Genomic DNA, 22,375 nt, shown 5'->3' on the forward strand with positions numbered 1-22,375 from the left:
GGGCCCACTGCCCGACCCTCAGTTCGATCCATACCAACAGAGAACAAGGAGCAAGATCGATGGCATTCCACAAGATTCGGTTCATTTCCGCCGCGGCCGTGCTGGCCGCGCTGTCGGCAGGCGCCCAGGCACAGGGCGCGGTCAACGCGCTGTGCAGCACCGACGCCCCCTGGTGCGAAGCCGCCGCCAAGGAGTTCACCAGGAAGACCGGCATCAAGGTCAACCAGGCCCACAAAGGCACGGGCGAGATCGCGGCCCAATTGCGCGCCGAGGCCAACAACCCCAAGACCGACATCTGGTGGGGCGGCACGGGCGACCCTTTCCTGCAAGCGGCCGAGCAGGGCCTGCTGGCCGAATACCGCCCGGCCTACCTGCATGACCTGCACGGCTGGAGCGTGCGCCAGTACGCGATGTCGGGCCACCAGGTGGGGGGCTTCTACAGCTCGGCCATCGGCTTTGGCTACAACACCGAGACGCTCAAGAAGAAAAAGCTGCCCGAGCCGCAGTGCTGGGCCGATGTGATCAAGCCCCAGTACAAGGGCGAAGTGGAAATCTCGCACCCTGCCTCCAGCGGCACGGCCTACACGGTGATCGCGGGGCTGGTGCAGCTCATGGGCGAGGAGAAGGCCTTCGACTACCTCAAGGCGCTGCACAAGAACACCACCACCTACACCCGCAGCGGCCAGGCGCAGGCACCCAACGTGGCCAAGGGCGAGGTGGGCGTGGGCATTACCTTCATGTTCAACTTCGAGAAGTGGAAGGCCGACAAGTACCCGGTCAAGACCCAGGCGCCTTGCGAAGGCACCAGCTACGAGGTGGGCGGCATCGCGCTGGTGAAAGGCGCGCGCAACATGGAGAACGCCAAGAAATACTACGACTGGCTGATGAGCCCCGAAGGCCAGGCCGTGGGCGCCCAGGTCGGCAGCTACCAGGTGCCCGCCAACAAGAGCTTCAAGATGGACCCGCGCATCCCGACGCTGGACAACGTCAAGCTCATCAAATACGACTTCGAGAAATACGGCAAGGCCGCAGAGCGCAGGCGCCTGATCGACCGCTGGACCAAGGAAGTGGAGGCGCTGCCGCGCTGATGCGCGCAGCCCGCCGCAGGATCTTTTCCGACGGCGGGCCTCCCCCACGGCTTACCCCAGGCGCACCGGCACGAAGATCTTGTCGCCGTTGCGCTCGATGAGCAGCGCCACCGACTTGCCCGCCTTGGCCATGGCCGTGCGCACCTGCTCGATGTTCCGGGCCGGCGCGCCGTTGATGGCCAGCAGCACGTCGCCGGGCTGCACACCGGCCGCCGCGGCGGGGCCCCGCGCCTGCTCGATCACCAGGCCCTCGCCCACGCCCGCCTCGCGGCGCTCCTCGGGGTCCAGCGGGCGCAGCGACAGCCCCAGCTGGCCCTTGCCCACGGCATCGTCGTTGCGCCCCTGCTTGCTGGCCTTGTCGCTGGAATCACCCAGCGTGGCGGTCAGCTCCAGCGGCTTGCCCTGGCGCCACACCGAGAGCCTGGCCTGCTGGCCCGGCTGCGCCTGCCCCACCCAGGCGGGCAGGTCGCCCGAGGCCACGATGGGCTGGCCGTCCACCTGGCGGATCACGTCGCCGGCCTGCAGGCCCGCCTTGTCGGCCGGGCTGCCCTTGCTGACGCTGGCGACCAGGGCGCCCTCGGGCTTGTCGAGCGCGAACGATTCGGCAAACGCCTGGTTCACCTCCTGCACGGCCACACCGAGCTGCGCGTGGCGCACCTTGCCGGTGGCGACGATCTGGTCCTTGATCTTGGCCGCCAGCTCGATGGGGATGGAGAAGGACACGCCCTGGTAGCCGCCCGAGCGGCTGTAGATCTGCGAGTTGATGCCCACCACCTCGCCGCGCGCATTGAACAGCGGCCCGCCCGAGTTGCCGGGGTTCACGGCCACATCGGTCTGGATGAAGGGCACCAGGCTGTCGTCGGGCAGCGAGCGGCCCTTGGCGCTGACCACGCCCGCCGTCACGCTGTTCTCGAAGCCGAAGGGCGAGCCGATGGCCAGCACCCATTCGCCCACCTGCAGGTCGCGCGTGCTGCCCAGGCGCACGGTGGGCAGGTTCTTGGCGTCGATCCTGAGCACGGCCACGTCGGTCTTGGGATCGGAGCCCAGCACCTTGGCCCGGAATTCGCGCCGGTCGGTGAGCTTGACGATGACCTCGCTCGCGCCCTTGACCACGTGGGCATTGGTCAGCACCAGGCCATCAGGGCTGACGATGAAGCCCGAGCCCTGGCCATGGGTGGGTACGTTGGGCTGGCCTTGCGGGCCCGCGCCGGGGAAACCGAACTGGCGAAAGAATTCGTAGAACGGATCGTTCGGGTCGATCTGCGGGCCCCGGCGCTGGCGCGCTGTGGGCTGCCCTTCGTCATCGTCCTCGTCGTCATTGGCCATCGCCGTCTTGGTGCTGCCCGTCACGCTGATGTTGACGACGGCAGGGCCGTTCTGCGCGGTGATCTGCGCGAAGCTGGGCAGCGCGCCGCCCGGGGCCGCCGGGGTCTGGGCCACGATGGGCGCGGAGGGGGTCAGGGCCCGGGCCTGGTGCCCCGTGATGAGGCCCGCGCCGGTGGCACCCACCGCGCCTGCGGCCACCAGGGCCAGGATGAGGCGGCGGGGGGTGGAGGTCAGCGTCGTGGTGTTCATGGTGTGGTGCCTTTCCCATCGGAGTTGCGATGGAGGGCAGTGTGGGCACGCACACTTAGACGAAACTTAGGCGCCCCGAGGATCAGCAGGCTGACCCGGTCGGTGGCAGCCATCGCAGCAAAAGGCTCCGGACTACACCGCCCCGCGCCCCTTCTGGCTCTCGAAGTACACCACCTTGCGGGCGCGCATCACGTCGCCCAGCGGCCGGTGCGCCGCCAGTGCCTGCCAGGGGTCGAACACGGCGGCCTCCACCTCGGCGGCCAGCGCGGGGTCGGCCGCAGGATCCTGCCGGGGCAGGGTCAGCCGGGCCACGGTGGTGTAGGGTGTGGGCCAGTCCACGCTGGCATCTTCGATGGGGGTGGTGGCCTCGTCCACGAAGGGCTGCAGTTGCAGGTCCCACACCAGGTCCTGCTGGCGCAGGCGGGCCGAAAACTCGGCGTTCCAATCGTCCTGCACCTGGGTGACCGGCGCGCCGTTGGAGGCATGGGGCAGCAGGCGCACACGCACCGCATAGGGCCCACACGCGATGGGCGCGGCACTGTGCACGGCATGGGCGGCAAAGCCCCCGAAGGGCCGGCCGAAGGTCTTGACCGTCTTGGCGATCTGCCTGGCGGCCCCCAGCAGCCCGTGGCGCTGCACCAGGAACTTGATCAGCGCGCCGCCGCCATGCGAGGCAGCCACCACAAAGTCCACGAACTCGCCGCTTTGGGGAAAGGCGAACTTCTCCTGGTTGATGAGCGTGAAGTCCTGGCTTTTGGCGGGCCCGTTGCCCAGGGCGGAATCGCCCTTCACCCCCAGCACGCTGAACGAAAAGCCCCGGATGTCGGGCTTGCGGTCGGAGGCCTTGTCCATGCCGCCATTGCTCAGCCGCACCCGCACGTCGTACTGTGCGGGCTGGGCAAACAGCCCCTGGGACGCAAACGCAGGCAGATCGCACAGCACCTGCAGCTGGCCCCGCGCGGCGGTGAGCTGCTTGCGGTGCAGGCCACGGCCATTGCCGTACTTGTGCGACTTGCGCGCCTGTAGTTCGGCGAACTGGCGGGCATACCCGGCAAAGCGCCGGGCTTCGTCGGGCGCCACCACTTCCTTCCAGTCAGTGCTGGGTGCAACGGTTGTATCCATGAGCGACCTCGGTTGAAAGCCAGGTGGCATGGTAGCGCGACCTGCCGAAAATCGGGGCCCTCGCCGGCCACCGCGCTCAGAGGCCGCGAAACCGGTACACGATCGCGCCCCGCACCACCTCCCCGGGCGCCAACCAGCGCATGGGAAAGGCGGCGTGGTTGGGCGCATCGGGGTACTCCATGGGTTCCAGGCAGATACCGTCACCCGGCTGCCAGAGCCAGTCGCCCTGCTGCGCGCCACGGCCCCGGTCCCGCGCCGGGTCCGCCTTCAGGCCATGGCCCGCATAGACCTGCACGCCGGGCGCTGTGCTCCAGACCTCCAGCGCGCGGCGGCTGGCGGGCTCGCTCAGCAGCGCGGCCAGCCGAAGGGCTGACGGGGTGATGGATGACACGGGCGGCGCACGGGATGCATCCGGCTCGTCCAGCACCAGGTAGTGGTCCAGCCCGCCGGCCTGGGCCAGTTGTTCGCTGGGCGCCGCCACAGCATCGCCCACATGGCGGGCCTCGCGAAAGTCGAATGGCGTGCCCTGCACCGCAGCCAGCGCACCGGTGGGGCACACGTCGGCGGCCAGCGGCACATAGCGGCTGGCGGGCACCTGCAGGGTGTGGCCGTGGGTGCTGCCACGGCCCGCCAGGTTGAAGAACGCATGCCCGGTGAGGTTCAGCACGGTGGGTGCGTACAGCGCCTCGGCCGTCCAGGCCATGTGCAGCGCGTTGTCGGCCGTGACCTGCAAGCGAAGCTGCAGGCGCACCGTGCCCGGCACACCGTCGTCTTCGGTGCGAAAGGTGTGGCCCAGGGTGAGCGCATCGGCCCGCACCTCCTCCACCGCAAACACCTGGAAGCGGCTGCCCCGGGGACCGCCATGGTGGTGGTGGGGACCGCTGTTGGTGGGCAATTGCAAAAGCGAACCATCCGGCAGGGTCAGCTTGCCTGCGCGCAAACGCCCGGCCCAGCGCCCGATCAATGCGCCCATGGAGAGCTGGCCGTCCAGGTAGCCCTGCAGGCTGTCGTAGCCCAGCGCCACATCGGCCAGGCCGCCCTGCCCGTCGGGCACCGCCACCTGCACCAGGCGGGCGCCGTAGTTGCTCACGGCCACCTGCAGCCCGCCCCCGCCACGCAGGGTGAACAGGTCGGTGCGCTGGCCGTGGAGCTCTTGTTGAAACGCTTCGCGGGAAAGGGAGTACGCCATGGCTGCAAGTTTAGGGGGCATCTATTTGGCGGCGGGTGGCGCATCGCGCGTCACCAGCCAGATGCCCGCGCACACCAGCGCCAGGGCCAGCAGGTTCTTCCACTCCCACAGCGCCTCGCCCAGGAACAGCGCCGACAGCGCCGCGCCGAACACCGGCACCGTGAAGTTGAACACCGTGACCTGACTCACGCGGTTGTGTTTGAGCAGGATGCTCCACAGCGAGAACGCGGCCGACGACAACAGCGCCAGGTACACCAGCAGCGCGGCCGAGCCCCAGGTGAAGCCCGAGAGCGAGCCCCCCAGGCCCCAGCCGAGGGCCAGCAGCGCGGCGCCACCCAGTCCCAGTTGCCAGCCTGTCATCACCACAGAGTCCATGCGCTGCGAGACCTGCTTGCCGTAGATGCTGGCAGCAGCCAGCACCAAGGCCGCGATCACCACGAAGCCTTCGCCCAGCAGCGTGAAGTCCAGGTCCAGCGAGCCGCGCCCCAGGTTGACCACCATGACGCCCACAAAGCCCACTACGCAACCCCAGAGCTTGGCGTGGCTCAGTCGGTCGTTGTGATAGACCCAGTGCGCCAGCAGCACGCTGAAGAACGTGCCCGTGGCATTCATGATCGAACCCTTGACCCCGGTGGTGTGCGCCAGCCCCACGTAGAAGAACACGTACTGCAGCGTGGTCTGCGCCAGGCCCAGCACCACCAGCTGTCGCCCTGCTGCCAAGCCCAGGCTCCAGACGGCCTTGCGCATGGCCACGGCCCAGGCCAGCAGGATCAGCCCCGCCCCCAGGAAGCGCCAACCGGCGAATACCAGCTGCGAGGGAATGTCGCTCCTGGCAATGCCAAACCAGGCGTAGCCGGTCTTGATGGCAGGGTACGAGCTGCCCCACAGCAGGCAGCACAGCAGCGCCAGCGCCACCACGACCTTGCGGTCGGAAAATCGGGTGTGACCCATGTGAAATCGTGTCTCTCTAGTGAAACAGCCCGCGTTAAGACGGGCTGTTGAGGGGTGTTCAAGCGCTCAGGGACGCAGGCTGCAAGAACGACATTTCAATGATTCATTTACCTATGCCTCACCCCGCCGCATGCAACGGGCGCGGGCCAAGCCAGAGCTCCCGTGCAAGGCCGCCCCGCCGCGCTGGGAGCGTCCCCCTCCCGCATTGCGCAGCAATGCGCGAGGGGGAAGGCGCGAAGCGACTCAGGGGGGGTCACTTCAAGTCACCGGCGCGGGGTTGAACAGCACCAGCGCGTTGTGCAGCTTCCACTGCTCGGCCCAGGTCTTCTTGCGGCCGCTGGCCACGTCGAGCAGCAGGTGGAACATCTCCCAGCCCAGGTCTTCAATGCTGGCCTCGCCGTCGGCGATCTTGCCGGCGTTGATGTCCATCAGGTCATTCCAGCGGCGGGCCAGATCGGTGCGCGTGGCCACCTTGACCACGGGGCATTCGGCCAGGCCGTAGGGCGTGCCCCGGCCGGTGGTGAACACGTGCAGGTTCATGCCAGCGGCCAGTTGCAGCGTGCCGCAGATGAAGTCGCTGGCGGGCGTGGCGGCGTACACCAGGCCGCGCTGGTCATGGCGCAGCTTCTCGCCGGGGGCCAGCACGTGCGAGATCGGAGCGGTGCCGCTCTTGATGATGGAGCCCATGGCCTTTTCGGCGATGTTGGACAAGCCACCGGCCTTGTTGCCCGGCGTGGTGTTGGCGGCGCGGTCCACACGGCCCCGGTCGAGGTACTGGTCGTACCAGCCCAGTTCGCGCACGATGGACTGGGCCACTTCGGGCGTGGCGGCGCGGCTGGTGAGCTGCTCCACCGCATCGCGCACCTCGGTGTTTTCACTGAACATCACGGTGGCGCCGGCGCGCACCAGCAGGTCGGCGCAAAAGCCCACGGCCGGGTTGGCGGTGACGCCCGAGAACGCATCGCTGCCACCACACTGCACGCCCAGCACCAGCTCGCTGGCGGGCAGGGTCTCGCGGCGGCGGGCGTTCAGCCGTGTGAGGTGCGGGCGCGCGCTTTGCACGATGTGGTCGAGCATGGACATGAAGCCCACATGCTCTTCGGCCTGCAGGCACACGGTCTCCGGGCCCAGCGCCGCATCACGCTCGTCGGTGATGGGAAAGCTGCCCGGGGGCAACAGGCGGTCGGGCTGGAGCTTTTCGCAGCCCAGGCTCACCACCATGACCTCACCCCCAAAGTTGGGATTGAGGCTGATGTTGCGCAGGGTGCGGATGGGGATGATGGCGTCGGGCGCATCGATGGCCACGCCGCAGCCATAGGTGTGCTCCAGGCCGATCACGTCATCCACCTGCGGGTACAGCGGCAGCAGCTCTGCCTTGATGCGGCGCACCGCCAGGGCCACGACCCCCGCCACACACTGCACGGTGGTGGTGATGGCCAGGATGTTGCGCGTGCCCACCGAGCCGTCTGCGTTGCGGTAGCCCTCGAAGGTGTAGCCCGTGAGGGGTTCGAGCACGGGCGGCTTCACGGTGGCCATGGGCAGACCTTCGAGCGCGCGGGCCGAAGGCATCTGCAGCAGGCGCTCGTGCACCCAGCTGCCTGCCGGGATGGGCTTGAGCGCGTAGCCGATGGGCACGTTGTAGCGGCGCACCACATCCCCTTCGGCCATGTCCGTCAACGCCACCTTGTGGCCTTGGGGCACCTTGTCGCGCAGGGTGACGCCCGCGCCCGGCACGCCCTCGGGCAGCACCGTGCCTGCGGGCAGGCCACCGTCGTTGGCGACGATGGCGACGTTGTCGTCCGCGTGCATGCGGATGGTGAGGGGTTCTCGCATCGGGTCGTTCACTTCATGTCCGCTTCGTGTTTTGCACGGCCGTGCTCATCCACCGGCCTTCAGCACCAGGTCCGGCAACCACATCGAAAACTGTGGCACGTAGGTCACCAGCATCAGCGCCACGATGAGTGCGCTGTAGAACGGCCAGATGGTCTTCATCACCTCGCCCACGGAGATGCCGCCGATGGTGCAGCCGATGAACTGCGTGGTACCCACCGGCGGCGTGTTCAGGCCCAGCGCGCAGTTGATGAGCATGACGATGCCGAACTGCTCGGTGGTCATGCCGAATTGCTGGCAGATGGGCAGGAAGATGGGCGTGCAGATGAGGATGGTGGCCGCCATGTCCAGGAAGGTGCCGAGCACGAACAGGATGATGTTCACGCACAGGAAGATCACCCAGGGCGAGGTACTCATGGACTTGAGCGCATCGCCCGTCAGCTCGGCCACGCCGTACAGGCCGATCAGGTAGCCGAACATGGATGAGATGCCGATCAGCAGCAGCACGGTGCCCGTGGTCTTGACGGCCTTGGAGGCGGCCTTGAGGAACTGTTCGCGCGTGAGCTTCTTGTAGACGAAGACCGACAGCACCAGGGCCCACACCACGGCCACCGAGGCAGATTCGGTGGCCGTGAACGCCCCCGACAGAATGCCCGCGATGATGATGACCACCACCGCCAGCCCGGGGACTGACGCTCTGAAGGAGATCCACACGATCTCCCAGCCGGGGAAAGTGCCCGCAGGGTAGCCGCGCTTGACGGCCACCAGGTAGGCCGCCAGCAGATTGCACACCGTGAGCAGCAGCGCCGGCACGATGCCCGCGAGGATCAGCGCCGCGATGCTCACCTTGCCGCCCGCGGCCAAGGTGAAGATGATCAGGTTGTGCGACGTGGGCATGAGCGCGCCCACCAGCGAGGCGTGCGTGGTCACGTTCACCGCATAGTCGGCGTGGTAGCCCTCTTTCTTCATCTGCGGGATGAGCACGGCGCCCATGGCGGACACGTCGGCCACGGGCGAACCCGACACACCGCCGAACAGCGTGCAGGCGAGCACATTGCTCATGCCCAGACCGCCGCGCACATGGCCGGCCACGCTCTTGGCAAAGTCCACGATGCGGTCGGCGATGCCGCCGTACATCATGATCTCGCCCGCGAAGATGAAGAACGGGATCGCCAGGAACGAAAACGGATTCATGCCCGAAATCATCTGCTGGAAGCCCACGGCCAGCGGCAGGCCTTCATACAGGATGGTGGCCAGCGACGACAGGCCGATGGAAAACGCCACGGGCACGCCCAGCAGCAGCAGGAGCGTGAAGGTCACGCACAGAATGGTCAACGCCATGATGGTGGAATCTTTACAGGAACGTTAGGGTGCTGGGCGGTACGCAGGGATTGCTTCGATCGTCCCCGGGGCGCTCCGCATGCGGCGGGCGTGACCCAGGCCAGGGCAGCCGAGCCAGGGCCGCCCCGCAGCGAGGGCTGCGTCCCCCTGCCCGCGTGGCGCAGCCATGCGAGAGCGGGGGAAGCGCTGAAAGCGCTCAGGGGGGTGTGCTTCATCTCAATGCCAGGCGGGCTCGACCTCTGTCCCGCGGACCAGGGCGATGATGTGCTCCAGGGAGAACATCGCCACCAGCACGCCAGCGAGCGCGGGGGGAACGTACTTGAACGCTTCGGAGATGCCGAGCGTGGGAATCTTGTAGGGCGCCACGGACTCGGCCAGCACGCCGCAGTTCCAGGCCATGACCACGCCGAAGACCAGCACCAGCACGTGGATCACGATTTCCAGCTTGTGGCGCAGCCAGTCGGGCGCCAGTACCAGGAACGATTCGAGGCCGATATGGCCCGCGTCACGCACACCCACCGCCATGCCCAGCATGGTGACGTACAACACCAGCAGCACCGCGCCGCTTTCGGCCCAGGTCGGCGTGTTGTTGAAGATGTAGCGGCCGATGACCTGGTAAAGCACGGCGCAGACCAGCAGCACCAGCCCCGCCACCCCCAGTTGCAGACAAGAGCGCGCGATGAAGGCGCAAAGACGCGTGTACATAGAGAACATTCGGAAGACGGAAGGAGGGACCCGCCGCAGGACGCACGGCCCTGCGGCATGGAACGCCAGGATTACTGCACCGCGTCGATGCGCTTGACCATGTCCTGGAGCTTGGGGTCCTTCAGGAACTTGTCATACACCGGCTTCATCGCCGTCTTGAAGGCCGCCTTGTCGATCTCCACGATCTGCGCGCCGCCGGCCTTGACGGTGGCCAGGGACTTTTCTTCACGCTCGTCCCAGATCTTGCGCATGAAGCCCACCGATTCCTTGGCGGCGGCGCGGATGGCCTTCTGGTCGTCGGCGCTCAGCGTGTCCCACACGCGCTTGCTGAACAGCAGGATCTCGGGCGCCATCGAGTGCTCGGTCTTGTTGAAGTACTTGGCCACTTCGAAGTGGCGCGAGCTTTCGTAGCTGGGGTAGTTGTTTTCGGCGGCGTCCACCAGGCCGGTCTTGAGCGCGGTGTAGACCTCGCCGAAGGGCATGGGGGTGGCGTTGGCGCCCATGGCTTCGAGCAGGGACACCCACAGGTCGCTCTGCTGCACGCGCACCTTCAGGCCCTTGACGTCGGCCAGGGTCTTGACGGGCTTCTTCACGGTGTAGATCGAGCGCGCGCCGCTGTCGTAGAAGGCCAGGCCCACGAAGCCCTGCGATTCGCAGTCCTTCAGGATCTCGTCGCCGATGGCTCCGTCGAGGACCTTGCGCATGTGTTCCTTGTCGCGGAACAGGAAGGGCATGGTGGGCACCATGGTGGCGGGGCAAATGTTGTTCATGGGCGCGACGTTCACGCGCGTCATGGCGATGGCGCCCAGCTTGGTCTGCTCGATGGTGTCCTTCTCGATGCCCAGGGAGCCCTTGGCGTACACCTTGATGCTGTGCTTGCCGCCCGTGGCCTTGGACAGCGTCTCGCCCATGTGGCGCACGGCCAGCACGGTGGGGTAGTCCTCGGGGTGGATGTCCGACGAGCGGAATTCCGTGGCCTGCGCGGTGAGGCCGCCGAGCACGATGCTGGCGGCAAACGCCACGCGGCCCATCAATTGGGGAATTTTCATGGTTGTCTCCTGGGTTGAAGTGTTGTGAATGGGGGAGAGTTCCGAAGCCTGTTGTCTTCAGGCGCTCCGATAGGGTGTTTCCGGCAACCCCGCCACGCCGGGGCGGGTGGCAAAAATGGCGCCGCCCAGCGCCACGTCGTCGCCCTGGGGCTGCCCGGGGCGGATGGAGGTGATGAACAGCACGTCCAGCCCCGGGCCGCCGAAGCTGCACATCGAGGGCTTGCTGGTGGGCACGGCGATGGACCGGTCCAGGCGGCCGTCGGGCGTGAAGCGGTGCACCACGCCGGCGTCGTTGCCGCAGATCCAGTAGCAGCCGTCGGCATCCACCGCGCCGCCGTCGGGCCGGCCGGGCAGATCGCGCATGTCCACGAACAGCGAGCGTTCGCCCAGGGACCCATCGTCGTGCAATGGCAGCTGCCAGATCTGCTGCACGCTCGGGTGGCTGTCGCTCAGGTACAGGGTCTTGCCGTCGGGGCTGAAGCCCAGGCCGTTCTGCGTGACCAGTCCCTGCACCTGCGGTGCCGACAGGCCGCGCTGTCCGTCCATGCGGTACAGGCTGCCCGCGGCCTGCGCCAGCGACATGTCGCGCACCATGGTGCCCGCCCAGAAGCGGCCCTGGCGGTCGCAGCGGCCGTCGTTGAAGCGCATGCCGGGCCGGGGGTGGTCCACGCCGGCCAGCAGGGTGGCGGCCAGGGTGCCCCCCACTTGGGGCTGCAGGTGAAAGACGCCCGTGTCCATGCCTGCGATCAGCCCGCCGGCCGCATGCAGCGCGATGCAGGCGGGGCGCTCCACCGTCTCCCAGCTTTGCACGCGCTGGTCCGCATAGGTCCAGCGGTGCAGCTGGCGGCCTTCGATGTCCACCCAGTAGAGCGCCTGCTCGGCGGGGCTCCAGACGGGGCTTTCGCCCACCTGGTCGCGGTGGTCGGGCAGCAGCAGGTCCACGGGGGGCGTCATCGGGGCGCTCATTCGAAAGGACCCGTGCGCACGAACGGGCCGCCCTGGTAGATCACGGCGGGGTCGGTCAGGTCGGGGTGCGGGTCGGCCGCCTCGACCTTGGCGCGGAAGGGCTCGGAGCTGTCCTGCGGCCGGTAGCCGATGTGGCGCGCCAGCGTGTTGTCCCACCAGGTGGTGGTGTTGTCGCCCATGCCGTAGATGGTGCTGTGGCCCACCACCGGAGCGGTCAGGCTGGCGACCACCAGGCGCTCCAGGTCGTCATAGCTCATCCAGGTGGCGAGCATCCGGCGGTTGCGGGGTTCCGGGAACGAGGAGCCGATGCGCAGGCACACCGTCTCGATGCCATGGCGGTCGAAGTAAAAACGGGAGAGGTCTTCGCCAAACGCCTTGGACAGGCCGTACAGGCCGTCGGGCCGGGCCGGGTCCTTGAGGCCCACCACCTCGTCTTGCCGGTAGAAGCCGGTGACGTGGTTGGAACTGGCGAACACCACCCGCTTGACGCCCTGCTTGCGCGCCGCCTCATACAGGTTGTAGGCACCGATGATGTTGGCCTGCAGGATCGGCTCCCAGGGCTGTTCGGTGGACACGCCGCCCAGGTGCACCACGGCGTCGACGCCCTCCAGGAGCGCGAGCATGGCACCGGCATCCTCCAGCCGCGCGGGGCGCACCTCTTCCCCCGCGCCTTCCTGGCCCAGGTCGGCCACGTCGGACAGGCGCAAGGTGCCGCAGTAGGCTTTCAGGCGCGTGCGCAGCTCGCGCCCCAGCCCCCCGGCCGCCCCGGTCAGTAACAAGCGTTGGAAACGGATGGGGGTGGGATGGCAAGGCATGGCGGTTACAAAGGCGGGGGTTCTTGGTACAGTGGCAACAGATTCTGTTGAACGTCATCAGTTGTCGTACAACAAAAATGCAATGTACTGCTTCTCCCCACGGCGCCACATAGGGATAACACCAAGAGATGAACACCGATACCGCGCTTCGCCGCAAGCCCCGCACCCTGGCCCTGGAACTGGTCGATTCCCTGGGGGACCGCATCCGCGATGGCAGCCTGGCACTGGGCGACAAGCTCCCCACCGAAGCGGCCATCATGGCCGAGTTCAGCGTCAGCCGCACCGTCGTGCGCGAGGCGATTTCCAAGCTGCAGGCCTCCGGCCTGGTGGAAACACGGCACGGCATCGGCACCTTTGTGCTGGGGCTGGGGCAGGCACCGGGCTTCAAGATCACCCCCGACCAGTTCAGCACGCTGCGCGACGTGATCGCGGTGCTGGAGCTGCGCATCGGCGTGGAAACCGAGGCGGCCGCATTGGCCGCCCAGCGCCGCACCGAGGCCAACCTGAAGGCCATGCGCGAGGCGCTTGATGCGGTGGCCGCCGCCGTGGATGCCGGCCGCGACGCGGTGGCGGCGGATTTCCAGTTCCACCTGGAAATTGCGCGCGCCACGCAGAACAGCCATTTCACCGAACTGATGGGCACGCTGGGCAGCATGATCATCCCGCGCGCGCGGCTGGCCTCACCGGATTCGGGGGACGATGAACGGCGCCAGTACCTGCGCCGCGTCAATGGCGAACACGAAAGCATCTACGACGCCATCGTGGGCCAGGACCCCGACGCCGCGCGGGCCGCCATGCGCACCCATCTGGCCAACAGCCGCGAGCGCAGGCGGCGCGCGCAGGCCGAGGCGAGTTGACGCGCCCGCGCCGTGGGCATCGGCCCTCTCCTCTGCCAGATGCGAAGTGCCCGGTTGTCTCATCAGTACTAACCCGCAGGTCTGAGAGGTCTCAAATGTTGTACGATGACATACAACAAGACTTTCAAGCCCCTTGGCCGCACGATGGCAGATGGCGGCGGGCACCTGCGGGCGAGCTGCCCGCGCCGCGCCACCGCCACCCGGCCTTGCGGTACGCTGCGCAGCCACAGCCCGTCGGCGCCCCGCCACGGGCCCTGGGCGCGGTGCGGCATTCCGCCGAGGGCAGGCACTGCCTTCCGCACACCCTTTTCACTTCACTCACCAACCCACCACAGCCATGCATGCAAACCTGATCGGCGGCGCCTGGACAGACGGCGTCCGCACCTATAGCAACACCAACCCCTCGGACACCCGCGACGTGATCGGCGACTACGCCGTGGCCAGTCGCGAGCAGGCGCTGGAGGCCGTGTCGGCAGCCCACGCGGCCTTCCCGGCCTGGAGCGTGTCCACGCCCCAGCAGCGTTTTGACATCCTGGACGCGGTGGGCAACGAGATCATCGCCCGCAAGGCCGAGCTCGGTGACCTGCTGGCACGCGAAGAAGGCAAGACCCTGCCCGAGGCGATTGGCGAAGTGGGCCGCGCGGCCGCCATCTTCAAGTTCTTCGCCGGCGAGGCGCTGCGCCCCGGTGGCGAAGTGATGCCGTCCGTGCGCCCCGGCGTGGGCATCGAGATCACGCGCGAGCCCCTGGGGGTGATCGGCATCATCACGCCGTGGAACTTCCCCATCGCCATCCCGGCCTGGAAGATCGCCCCGGCACTGGCCTATGGCAACTGCGTGGTGTTCAAGCCCGCCGAAGTGGTGCCCGGCTCCGCCTGGGCGCTGGCCGACATCCTGCACCGCGCGGGCCTGCCGGCCGGCGTGTTCAATCTGGTGATGGGCCGCGGCTCGGACGTGGGCCAGGTGCTGCTGGAAGATGAGCGCATCGCGGGCGTGAGCTTCACCGGATCGGTGGGCACGGGCCAGCGCGTGGCGGCGGCCTGCGTGCCGCGCGGCGCCAAGGTGCAGCTGGAGATGGGCGGCAAGAACCCCTTCGTGGTGCTGGACGACGCCGACCTGGCCGTGGCCGTGGGCGCGGCCGTCAACAGCGGCTTCTTCTCCACCGGCCAGCGCTGCACCGCCAGCAGCCGCGTGATCGTGACCGAGGGCATCCACGACCGTTTCGTGGCCGCCATGGTCGAGAAGATGAAGACCCTGAAGGTGGACGACGCGCGCAAGGCCGGCACCGACATCGGCCCCGTGGTGGACGACCGCCAGCTGGCGCAGGACCTGGAATACATCGGCATCGGCCGGCAGGAAGGCGCCAAGCTCGCCTACGGCGGCGAGGCCCTGGAGAAGAACGCCGACGGCGCACCCGGCTTCTACCTGCGCCCGGCCCTGTTCACCGAGACCACGCCCGGCATGCGCATCAACCGCGAAGAGATCTTCGGCCCCGTGGTGAGCGTGTTGCGCGCGAAGAACTACGACGAAGCGCTGGCCCTGGCCAACGACACGCCCTTCGGCCTGGCCAGCGGCATCGCCACCACCAGCCTCAAGCACGCCACGCACTTCAAGCGCCACGCGCAAGCCGGCATGGTGATGGTGAACCTGCCCACGGCGGGCGTGGACTACCACGTGCCGTTCGGCGGCCGCAAGAGCAGCAGCTACGGCCCGCGCGAGCAGGGCCGCTACGCCGCCGAGTTCTACACGACGGTGAAGACCGCCTACACGCAGGCCTGAACCGGGGGCCTTCCCGCATCACCGGCCTTGCGGACGGTGGTGCGCGGGCACGGCGCACCACCCGCCGGGTTTTGAGCAAAATGGCTCGCAAGCGCTCATGAGTAAAGCGCTGACAGCTATTCTATTGATAGCAAACAATGCCCATGCTGGTGGCGGCGCGCCCGGCAACCGGGTGCGAGAACATGCCAGGGGCGGCACGCCCACCGTCTGCAAGCCGCCACGCGGCAGGGCCCGGCAAAGATAAAGCCGCAGGGCGGACTCCAAAAATGTATCCAATGGTTACACTGACGATGCCGCCTTGTTTCACGGGCGGCAGTGTCCATCCCTGCCCTCTCTTCTTCATCCCCCGCACGGGGAATCTGCGCCATGAAAATCTCCCCCCTCTTCGCCGCCCTGGCCCTTGCTCTTTCGGCCAGCAGCGCGGTGCACGCCGCAGATGACTACAACCGCCCACCCGCGGGCGACGCGCAGTTTCGCCAGTGCCTGAGCCATTCCGCCAAGGTCTACCAGGGCGGCAACGAAGCCAGCCCCATCAAGGGCCAGACCAAGGCCCAGGCGTGGTGCACCTGCATGTGGAACGAAACGCCCGAGGACTTCAAGGGCAACCTGGTGACCTTCTCCGAAACCCGCAAGGGCAAGGAAACCAACAAGCTGTGCGAGAAGCACGCCGACTGGAGCGAATGAACGAGTGCCCGGGCACTGCTCACAGGCCCCATGAACAAAGCCGCCCTCGGGCGGCTTTGTTCATTGCGCAGATGACCGGAACATGCTGACGGTCTCAGGCCCGGCTGCGCAGGGTGCGGCTGAGCAAAATCACGGGAACCAGCCCCACCGCCACCAGCGCCAGCGACGGCAAGGCCGCCTCGCCCAGCCGCTCGTCGCGCGCCAGCTGGTAGGCCACCACGGCGAGGGTGTCGCTGTTGAAGGGGCGCAGCACCATCGTGGCGGGCAGCTCCTTCATCACGTCCACGAACACCAGCAGCGCGGCGGCGGCGGTGGAACGCTTGAGCAGCGGCCAGTGCACGCGCGCCAGCAGCCCGCGGCTGCCGACACCCAGCATGCGGGCCGAGTCGTCCAGGCTGAGCGGAATGCGCGCGTAGCCGCTCTGCATGGACTGCAGGGCCACCGCGCAGAACCGCACGAGGTAGGCCCAGACGATGCCAAACGCCGTGGCGGTGACGAGCGCGCCCACGCCCCACTGCGGCATGGCCGCCTGCAGCCAGCCCACGGGCAGCAGCAGGCCCACCACGATGACGGCGCCCGGCACCGCATAGCCGACGCTGGCCAGCTGCACCACGCCGCGCGTGACGGGGTCGGGCTGGCGGCGCACCGCAAAGGCCAGCGCCAGCGCGATGGCCACCGCCAGCGCGGCCGTGATGCCGCCCAGGCGCACGCTGTGCCAGGCCCATTCCATGAAGCGCTCCCACGGCAGCACCGACCAGTCGGCCGCCAGCGGCCGCAGCATGAAGGCCACTGGCGCCACGAAACCCATGACCACCGGCACCGTGCAGACCGCCCATGCCGCCCAGCGGCGCGCTCCGCGCAGCGCCAGGGGCTGCGCCTCGGCCGAGCCCGCTCGCCCGCCGCCGGTGGCAAAACGCATGCGCTTTTGCGCACGGTGCTCCATGTGCAGCAGCACCATCACCACCACCAGCAGCATGGTGGCCAGTTGCGCGGCCGCCAGGCGGTTGTCCATGGACAGCCAGGCCTTGTAGATGCCGGTGGTGAAGGTCTGGATGCCGAAATAGCTCGCCACGCCGAAGTCGGCCAGGGTTTCCATCAGCACCAGCGCCACGCCGGCGGCGACGGCGGGGCGCGCCAGCGGCAGGGCCACCGCGCGGATGCGGCGCGGCAGCGGCGCGCCCAGCAGACGCGCGGCCTCCATGAGGTGCGCGGCACGCTCGCCCAGCGCCGTGCGCGCCAGCAGGTAGACATACGGGTACAGCGAGAAGATGAACACCCACACCGCGCCGCCCAGGCTGCGCACTTCGGGCAGGAGGCGGCCTTCGAGGCCAAAGGTGCTGCGCAGGCCCACCTGCAGGGGGCCGCTGAACTGCAGGAAGTCGGTGTATGCGTAGGCCGTCACATAGGCGGGCATGGCCAGCGGCAGCAGCAGCAGCCACTCCAGGGTGCGGCGGCCGGGAAAGTCGAACAGCGTCACGGCCGCCGCGGCGCTAGTGCCCACGATGGCGGCGCCCAGCGCCACCATCACGCTCAGCTGCAATGTGGTCCACACATAGCCGGGCAGCACGGTGGCGGCCATCTCGCGCAGGATGGCCCCGGCCTGGGCGTCGCCCTGGCCCGAGGGCGAGAACGGAAGCCACGAGGCCAGCACCGCCAGCACGGGCAATGCCAGAAAGCCTGCGAACAGGACCAGGGGAATGGTGCGAAAGGCGAAGGGCGTGCGGCGCAAGGGGCGGGAGCTCGGCAGAGGGGGTGGGAAGAAAACGCACACCCGCACGGACGGCAACCGGGCAACGCTCAGGAATGCAAATGCGAATTTTAAGCATTCACTCCCCTACCCCATAAAATGCAGACATGTTTCTTGAGGTCTCCCAACTCGAAGTGCGCTATGCGGGCCGTGCGCAGGCCGCGGTGCAAGGTGTCACGCTGGGCCTGCACGCAGGCGATATCGGCGTGCTGATCGGCCCCTCGGGCTGCGGCAAGACGACGCTGCTGCGCGCGGTGGCGGGGCTGGAGCCGGTGAGCGGCGGCGAAATCCGGCTGACCAAGGGCCTCGTGAGCAGTGCCGCGCTGAGCGTGCCGCCCGAACTGCGGCGCATCGGCATGGTGTTCCAGGACTACGCCCTGTTTCCGCACCTGTCGGTGGGCCGCAACGTGGCGTTCGGCATCCACGCGCTGCCCCGGGCCGAGCAGGCCGCGCGCGTGACCGAGGTGCTTCAGCTGGTGGGGCTGGAAGGCAGCGAGAACCGCTTTCCGCACGAACTCTCCGGAGGCCAGCAACAGCGCGTGGCGCTGGCACGCGCCCTGGCGCCGCGCCCGCAGCTCATGCTGCTGGACGAGCCCTTCTCCAACCTCGACGTGGACCTGCGCGAGCGCCTCGCGCACGAGGTGCGCGGCATCCTGAAGGCCGCGGGCGCCACGGCGCTGTTCGTCACGCACGACCAGTTCGAGGCCTTTGCCATCGGCGATGTGATCGGCGTGATGCACGAGGGCCGCCTGCACCAGTGGGACGACGCGTACACCCTGTACCACCGCCCCGCCACGCGCTTCGTGGCCGACTTCATCGGGCACGGCGTGTTCGCCCCCGCCACGCTGGTGCAGCGCGGCAACAACGTGGTGGCGCAAACGCCCCTGGGCGAACTGACCGACCTGGACGAATGCCCCCTGCCCGGCAGCTACCCCGGCGGCGAATGCGATGTGCTGCTGCGCGCCGACGACATCGTGCACGACGACGATGCGCCGGTGCAGGCGCAGATCGTGCGCAAGTCGTTCCGGGGCGCCGAATTCCTCTACACGCTGCGCCTGGCCAGCGGCCAGACCATGCTGGCCCACGTGCCCAGCCACCACGACCACGCCCTGGGCGAATGGATCGGCATCCGCGCGCAGGTGGACCATGTGGTGACCTTCCCCCGCGAGTGACGGCGTGCGCGGCCCGATGCCGCGTCAGTCCAGGAACCGTGCGGCCATCCCGGGCGCGGGCACCAGGCAGGTCTTGGAGCGCCCCCATATCCGGTAGCGATTGCGCGCCACCCGGCGGTAGAGCGCGTCGCGCACGGGCGCGGGCACCAGCCATCCCAACCAGGCCAGGCGCCAGGGCCACCCCAGGCGGTGCAGCACGCGCAGGATGGCCGCCGTGTGCTGCCAGTTGCGGCCACCCTCGATGACGAGCAGGGTCCGCAGCCCATCCACCTGCAGGCCCGCGCCGGCCAGCAGCCGCCGGCCGGTGGCGCCCTGCATGGAGGCGAAACGGATGCGCCCCGCGCGGTCGTGCCGCAGCAGGAACCGCACCCAGCCGTTGCACAGCAGGCACTGCGCGTCGAACACCACGATCATGGAGGAAGCCTCTCGGTGGCTGGCACGACCAGGTGGCCCCGGTAGTGAACCACCCGCCCCACCCACGGCACGGTGGCCTGCACGTGGAAATGCAGGGTATCGCCCCGCCCGGTCTCCTCGGCCACCACGCGCGGGCGCAGCCACGCGGGGCAAGGGATGCCCAGGAAATGCAGGTGCTGCAAGCGCATGATCAGCCGGCCCTGCTGTTCATCGAGCACGAAGCCCAGCCGCGCGGCCCCCAGATGCTCCACCACCCGGCCGCCGGATTCGCGCAGGGTGGAGCGCATGGTCCGCGCGGGGAAGCAACGCGTCCACACCTCGGCGCCGGGGGTGGCATCCAGCTCGAAGACGATGTCGCCCTGGACCGGGCGCAGCGGCGCCCCCAGCGCCCACGCGAGCAGGCGGCCCATCGCGCCCGCCGGAGCCTCGACTACCACCTTGCCCCGAAGCCTGTGCCGGCCCGACAGGCTGTGAAACCGCGCCAGCGCAGGCGCCAGGCGCCCGAAGGCCGGGCCCATGGCGCGCTGGTACAGGGAAGCAAGGGTGGGAGCAGGCATGGGAAGGGGCTGGAAGATCTGGCGGCACGCAGCGTCCGGCCGCACCGGCAAGGGAAACGAACCGGCAGGGCCCGCGCCTGCCCGCCAGTCTAGCGCGCGGACACCGGTTGCTTCGCAGGCCCGGACACGAAAAAAAGCCGGCGCGTGCCGGCTTGCCTGTGCAGGGGGCACGGTGCCCATGCCCGGGGCGTGCGCCGCGTACGCCGGGGCGTCAGGACTTGCCCTTGCGCTGCAGGCCCTCCAGGCCATTGAGGTCCACCTGGCCCAGGATGCCCCGCAAGTCCTTGACGCCCATGTGGTCGCCCTCGACGCTGACCACCAGCCCGTTCTTCAGGATGGCCTTGAACTCGGCATGGCTGCCGTCCTTCTCGTAGCGCTGGTGCAGCGTGCGGCCGCCCTCCTGCCACGTCTTCTCGGCGCTGGTCTGGTCTTCCTTCTCGCCCTGGGCCATGCCCATGGCCATCACCGCCATCTGGCCCAGGCCGCCGATGTCGGTGATCTCCAGGCGCACCTGCTTGCTGTCGCTGCCGTATTGCGCGCTGGCCTGGCTGGTGGGCAGGCCCAGCGCCGCGCCGTCCTGCACGTCGAAGCCGGTGCGCGGCAGGCCCCCCAGGCTTTCGGGCAGCGCGGCCTTGAGCGATTGCGCGGCAATGGCCTGGCCTCCCCCCAGCGCGCCCGCCGCGGCCGCTGCGGCCTTGCCGGTGGCGGCCGCGATGGCGGCGGGGTCCTGGCCCTTCTGGGCCTGCTCCAGCTGGCGCGCGGCTTCTTCCATCTTCTTGCCGGCAGCTTCCAGGCCGGCGGTGTCGATGGACACCTGCCCCTTGGGCGTGTTCAGGGTGACGGCAGGCGCCGCGGCGCCGCCGAACAGGCTTCCGCCACCGGGCATGAAGACCGAGCTGACGGCACCGATGACCACGCCCATGACGATGGCCGCGATGATGACGACCACGGTGTATGTCACCGACTTCTCCGGTGCGCTCTTCATCAGCACGGGCAGGCCGGTGTAGAGCAGGTAGATGGAATACAGCGCCGCCAGCAAACCCAGCATGGCCAGCGCCGGCAGCAGGCTGAACACCCCGCCCAGCATGGCGGCCGTGCTGGCATAGACCGCCACCTTGAGGGCCTGGATCTGGTTCTTCTGCCCCCCGAACGCAGGGGCGAGCGCATCAATGATGAGCGCGAGCACGAACACGCCCACCAGGCTGAGCACGTACGACACCACCATGTTCACCAGGCCGGAAACCAGGGGCACGCGAACGGTCACGCCAAAGCCGCCGAAGCCGATCAGCGACAGGCCGATGAAGCCGCAGACCACCGGGATCGCGGCCAGGATCATGTAGTAGCGGGTGAAGAGGGTCGCCGCATCGGTGGATTCGGATTCGATGGCGACCCAGGTCTCCTTGGGTTGCAGAAGAATGCTCTTGGCGCGCTCAATCAGGTTCATGGTGCCCTCCCGGCAGTGTGAGTGGTGCCTGCTGCCGCCGTGCCGCAGGCCGAAAGACGCGGACGATACGGGAAATTGCCCGCAATTGGGCGCTGTTGCCACACCGTCGCCGCCGCAAACGTGGAATATGCACGTTTTTGGGCCGCAGAACCACCCCGCTTGCGCGCCGCGCACGCGGGAGGAGCGGCGCGCCTGGCCCGCCCGAAGCTGCCGCCGCCTCAGGTTTTCCGCAACTGGTCGACGGTGTCGTGCAGGTGCTGCGCCCATGCGCGCCGGTCGCGGCCTTCGGCCGGCTGCGGGTCGCCGTAGTGCACCACGGCATCGATGGACGGCGCGCACAGCGTGCGCCAGATCGAGCCCACCAGGGTCTCGTCGCCGATGTAGCTGGGCGCGAAACTGGTGGCGCCGGTGGCCCTGTCGGCAAAGCGCAGGCCCACGGGCTGCACCGGCGCGCTGGCGGTGACGGCGGCCTGCAGCAGGTTGGCATGAAACGGCAGCATCTCGCGGCCATCGCCCGTGGTGCCCTCGGGAAACACCGCGAGCACCTCGCCGCGCTCCAGCGCCTCGTGCATGGACCGCACCATGCGCAGCGCATCGCGGCGCGAACTACGCTCGATGTAGAGGGTGCCGGCGGCGGTGGCCAGCGTGCCGATCAGCGGCCAGCCCTGCACGTCGGACTTGGACACGAAGCGGCAATGCCTGGCCGCGTGCATCACGGGAATGTCAAGCCACGAGATGTGGTTCGCGACCAGCATCACCGGCCCCGCCACTGGCGGCTGCCCCACGATGCGCAGGCTGATGCCGGCATGGGCCAGCAGTTGCAGCGACCACACCTGCACCCGCGCATGCTGCTGATCGGGCGACAGCGCCGGAAAACGCAGCGCCACGATGGCCAGCCCCTTGGCGATGTGGCCCAGCAGGCGCAGCAGGCGCCAGCAGGCGCGCAGGTGCCTCATCTCAGCCGTCCGTGGCGATTCGCCATGCCCATGGCCCACGCAACGGGCCTGGCCGATGCGGGTGCCACCGTGGAACCGGCCCTGCCGGACCACCGGTGGCGTCCCCCTCGGGGGATGGCGCAAAGCGGCACAGGGG

At 68.6% G+C, this 22,375-nt stretch carries 20 protein-coding genes; 5 read left to right on the forward strand and 15 right to left on the reverse strand.

Annotation, left to right across the window (positions count from 1 at the left end):
• Positions 1-59 precede the first annotated feature (59 nt).
• On the forward strand, positions 60-1,088 hold the full coding sequence (locus AC3RCE_RS20470) for an ABC transporter substrate-binding protein (RefSeq protein WP_218295999.1): 1,029 nt from the start codon (positions 60-62) through the stop codon (positions 1,086-1,088).
• 51 nt (positions 1,089-1,139) lie between these two features.
• Here the strand turns inward: AC3RCE_RS20470 and AC3RCE_RS20475 are convergent, their stop codons facing one another.
• From AC3RCE_RS20475 to AC3RCE_RS20520, 10 genes are all read right to left on the reverse strand, one after another.
• Entirely contained in the window at positions 1,140-2,663 is a 1,524-nt protein-coding gene (locus AC3RCE_RS20475) for a DegQ family serine endoprotease (protein ID WP_492253817.1), read from the reverse strand.
• A 132-nt stretch (positions 2,664-2,795) separates the two neighbouring features.
• Entirely contained in the window at positions 2,796-3,785 is a 990-nt protein-coding gene (locus AC3RCE_RS20480; protein WP_492253818.1) for a catalase family protein, read from the reverse strand.
• 76 nt (positions 3,786-3,861) lie between these two features.
• Positions 3,862-4,974 carry an aldose epimerase family protein gene (locus AC3RCE_RS20485; protein ID WP_492253819.1) on the reverse strand — a complete coding sequence of 371 codons (1,113 nt, stop codon included), beginning with the start codon at positions 4,972-4,974 and terminating at the stop codon, positions 3,862-3,864.
• A 21-nt stretch (positions 4,975-4,995) separates the two neighbouring features.
• Complete coding sequence (locus AC3RCE_RS20490) at positions 4,996-5,925, reverse strand: DMT family transporter (RefSeq protein ID WP_492253820.1); 930 nt, start codon at positions 5,923-5,925, stop codon at positions 4,996-4,998.
• Between the two features lie 258 nt (positions 5,926-6,183).
• A complete protein-coding gene (garD, locus tag AC3RCE_RS20495) occupies positions 6,184-7,758 on the reverse strand; it encodes a galactarate dehydratase (protein ID WP_492255416.1) in 1,575 nt (524 codons plus the stop codon).
• 45 nt (positions 7,759-7,803) lie between these two features.
• On the reverse strand, positions 7,804-9,096 hold the full coding sequence (locus AC3RCE_RS20500; protein WP_218296005.1) for a TRAP transporter large permease: 1,293 nt from the start codon (positions 9,094-9,096) through the stop codon (positions 7,804-7,806).
• 216 nt (positions 9,097-9,312) lie between these two features.
• Positions 9,313-9,801 carry a TRAP transporter small permease gene (locus AC3RCE_RS20505; protein WP_218296006.1) on the reverse strand — a complete coding sequence of 163 codons (489 nt, stop codon included), beginning with the start codon at positions 9,799-9,801 and terminating at the stop codon, positions 9,313-9,315.
• 71 nt (positions 9,802-9,872) lie between these two features.
• Positions 9,873-10,850: a TRAP transporter substrate-binding protein gene (locus AC3RCE_RS20510; RefSeq protein ID WP_218296007.1), complete on the reverse strand. Its 978-nt coding sequence runs from the start codon at positions 10,848-10,850 to the stop codon at positions 9,873-9,875.
• A gap of 57 nt (positions 10,851-10,907) precedes the next feature.
• On the reverse strand, positions 10,908-11,804 hold the full coding sequence (locus AC3RCE_RS20515) for an SMP-30/gluconolactonase/LRE family protein (RefSeq protein ID WP_369643295.1): 897 nt from the start codon (positions 11,802-11,804) through the stop codon (positions 10,908-10,910).
• An 8-nt stretch (positions 11,805-11,812) separates the two neighbouring features.
• The gene (locus AC3RCE_RS20520; protein WP_492253821.1) at positions 11,813-12,631 is read right to left on the reverse strand and encodes an NAD-dependent epimerase/dehydratase family protein; all 819 of its coding nucleotides are present in this window, start codon (positions 12,629-12,631) and stop codon (positions 11,813-11,815) included.
• A 128-nt stretch (positions 12,632-12,759) separates the two neighbouring features.
• Here AC3RCE_RS20520 and AC3RCE_RS20525 point away from each other — a divergent pair, with 128 nt between their 5' ends.
• The 3 genes from AC3RCE_RS20525 (at position 12,760) to AC3RCE_RS20535 (ending at position 15,949) form a co-directional block, all read left to right on the forward strand.
• Entirely contained in the window at positions 12,760-13,488 is a 729-nt protein-coding gene (locus AC3RCE_RS20525; protein ID WP_492253822.1) for a FadR/GntR family transcriptional regulator, read from the forward strand.
• Between the two features lie 337 nt (positions 13,489-13,825).
• The gene (locus AC3RCE_RS20530; RefSeq protein ID WP_218296011.1) at positions 13,826-15,265 is read left to right on the forward strand and encodes an aldehyde dehydrogenase family protein; all 1,440 of its coding nucleotides are present in this window, start codon (positions 13,826-13,828) and stop codon (positions 15,263-15,265) included.
• A gap of 366 nt (positions 15,266-15,631) precedes the next feature.
• A complete protein-coding gene (locus AC3RCE_RS20535; protein WP_492253823.1) occupies positions 15,632-15,949 on the forward strand; it encodes a hypothetical protein in 318 nt (105 codons plus the stop codon).
• 94 nt (positions 15,950-16,043) lie between these two features.
• Here the strand turns inward: AC3RCE_RS20535 and AC3RCE_RS20540 are convergent, their stop codons facing one another.
• Positions 16,044-17,678, reverse strand: coding sequence for an ABC transporter permease (locus tag AC3RCE_RS20540; protein WP_492253824.1), 1,635 nt, complete (start codon positions 17,676-17,678; stop codon positions 16,044-16,046).
• A gap of 125 nt (positions 17,679-17,803) precedes the next feature.
• Here AC3RCE_RS20540 and AC3RCE_RS20545 point away from each other — a divergent pair, with 125 nt between their 5' ends.
• Entirely contained in the window at positions 17,804-18,868 is a 1,065-nt protein-coding gene (locus tag AC3RCE_RS20545; protein WP_218296014.1) for an ABC transporter ATP-binding protein, read from the forward strand.
• 24 nt (positions 18,869-18,892) lie between these two features.
• On the opposite strand, the gene AC3RCE_RS20550 is transcribed toward AC3RCE_RS20545, so the two are convergent.
• The 4 genes from AC3RCE_RS20550 to AC3RCE_RS20565 form a co-directional block, all read right to left on the reverse strand.
• Entirely contained in the window at positions 18,893-19,282 is a 390-nt protein-coding gene (locus tag AC3RCE_RS20550; protein WP_492253825.1) for a thiol-disulfide oxidoreductase DCC family protein, read from the reverse strand.
• Complete coding sequence (locus tag AC3RCE_RS20555) at positions 19,279-19,839, reverse strand: DUF4166 domain-containing protein (RefSeq protein WP_492253826.1); 561 nt, start codon at positions 19,837-19,839, stop codon at positions 19,279-19,281. Before AC3RCE_RS20555 ends, AC3RCE_RS20550 begins: the two co-directional genes overlap by 4 nt.
• Positions 19,840-20,050: 211 nt before the next feature.
• A complete protein-coding gene (locus AC3RCE_RS20560; RefSeq protein WP_492253827.1) occupies positions 20,051-21,283 on the reverse strand; it encodes a Yip1 family protein in 1,233 nt (410 codons plus the stop codon).
• A 218-nt stretch (positions 21,284-21,501) separates the two neighbouring features.
• Positions 21,502-22,239 carry a lysophospholipid acyltransferase family protein gene (locus tag AC3RCE_RS20565; RefSeq protein ID WP_218339665.1) on the reverse strand — a complete coding sequence of 246 codons (738 nt, stop codon included), beginning with the start codon at positions 22,237-22,239 and terminating at the stop codon, positions 21,502-21,504.
• Positions 22,240-22,375 lie beyond the last annotated feature (136 nt).

This window comes from Acidovorax sp. GW823-FHT05D11, assembly GCF_058795695.1.

What these genes read in the sequence shown, in the direction of transcription:
- AC3RCE_RS20470 (WP_218295999.1), top strand. Translation starts at nt 60, where the DNA reads ATGGCATTCCACAAGATTCGGTTCATTTCCGCCGCGGCCGTGCTGGCC.
- AC3RCE_RS20475 (WP_492253817.1), bottom strand. Translation starts at nt 2,663, where the DNA reads ATGAACACCACGACGCTGACCTCCACCCCCCGCCGCCTCATCCTGGCC.
- AC3RCE_RS20480 (WP_492253818.1), bottom strand. Translation starts at nt 3,785, where the DNA reads ATGGATACAACCGTTGCACCCAGCACTGACTGGAAGGAAGTGGTGGCG.
- AC3RCE_RS20485 (WP_492253819.1), bottom strand. Translation starts at nt 4,974, where the DNA reads ATGGCGTACTCCCTTTCCCGCGAAGCGTTTCAACAAGAGCTCCACGGC.
- AC3RCE_RS20490 (WP_492253820.1), bottom strand. Translation starts at nt 5,925, where the DNA reads ATGGGTCACACCCGATTTTCCGACCGCAAGGTCGTGGTGGCGCTGGCG.
- garD (WP_492255416.1), bottom strand. Translation starts at nt 7,758, where the DNA reads ATGCGAGAACCCCTCACCATCCGCATGCACGCGGACGACAACGTCGCC.
- AC3RCE_RS20500 (WP_218296005.1), bottom strand. Translation starts at nt 9,096, where the DNA reads ATGGCGTTGACCATTCTGTGCGTGACCTTCACGCTCCTGCTGCTGCTG.
- AC3RCE_RS20505 (WP_218296006.1), bottom strand. Translation starts at nt 9,801, where the DNA reads ATGTACACGCGTCTTTGCGCCTTCATCGCGCGCTCTTGTCTGCAACTG.
- AC3RCE_RS20510 (WP_218296007.1), bottom strand. Translation starts at nt 10,850, where the DNA reads ATGAAAATTCCCCAATTGATGGGCCGCGTGGCGTTTGCCGCCAGCATC.
- AC3RCE_RS20515 (WP_369643295.1), bottom strand. Translation starts at nt 11,804, where the DNA reads ATGACGCCCCCCGTGGACCTGCTGCTGCCCGACCACCGCGACCAGGTG.
- AC3RCE_RS20520 (WP_492253821.1), bottom strand. Translation starts at nt 12,631, where the DNA reads ATGCCTTGCCATCCCACCCCCATCCGTTTCCAACGCTTGTTACTGACC.
- AC3RCE_RS20525 (WP_492253822.1), top strand. Translation starts at nt 12,760, where the DNA reads ATGAACACCGATACCGCGCTTCGCCGCAAGCCCCGCACCCTGGCCCTG.
- AC3RCE_RS20530 (WP_218296011.1), top strand. Translation starts at nt 13,826, where the DNA reads ATGCATGCAAACCTGATCGGCGGCGCCTGGACAGACGGCGTCCGCACC.
- AC3RCE_RS20535 (WP_492253823.1), top strand. Translation starts at nt 15,632, where the DNA reads ATGAAAATCTCCCCCCTCTTCGCCGCCCTGGCCCTTGCTCTTTCGGCC.
- AC3RCE_RS20545 (WP_218296014.1), top strand. Translation starts at nt 17,804, where the DNA reads ATGTTTCTTGAGGTCTCCCAACTCGAAGTGCGCTATGCGGGCCGTGCG.
- AC3RCE_RS20550 (WP_492253825.1), bottom strand. Translation starts at nt 19,282, where the DNA reads ATGATCGTGGTGTTCGACGCGCAGTGCCTGCTGTGCAACGGCTGGGTG.
- AC3RCE_RS20555 (WP_492253826.1), bottom strand. Translation starts at nt 19,839, where the DNA reads ATGCCTGCTCCCACCCTTGCTTCCCTGTACCAGCGCGCCATGGGCCCG.
- AC3RCE_RS20560 (WP_492253827.1), bottom strand. Translation starts at nt 21,283, where the DNA reads ATGAACCTGATTGAGCGCGCCAAGAGCATTCTTCTGCAACCCAAGGAG.
- AC3RCE_RS20565 (WP_218339665.1), bottom strand. Translation starts at nt 22,239, where the DNA reads ATGAGGCACCTGCGCGCCTGCTGGCGCCTGCTGCGCCTGCTGGGCCAC.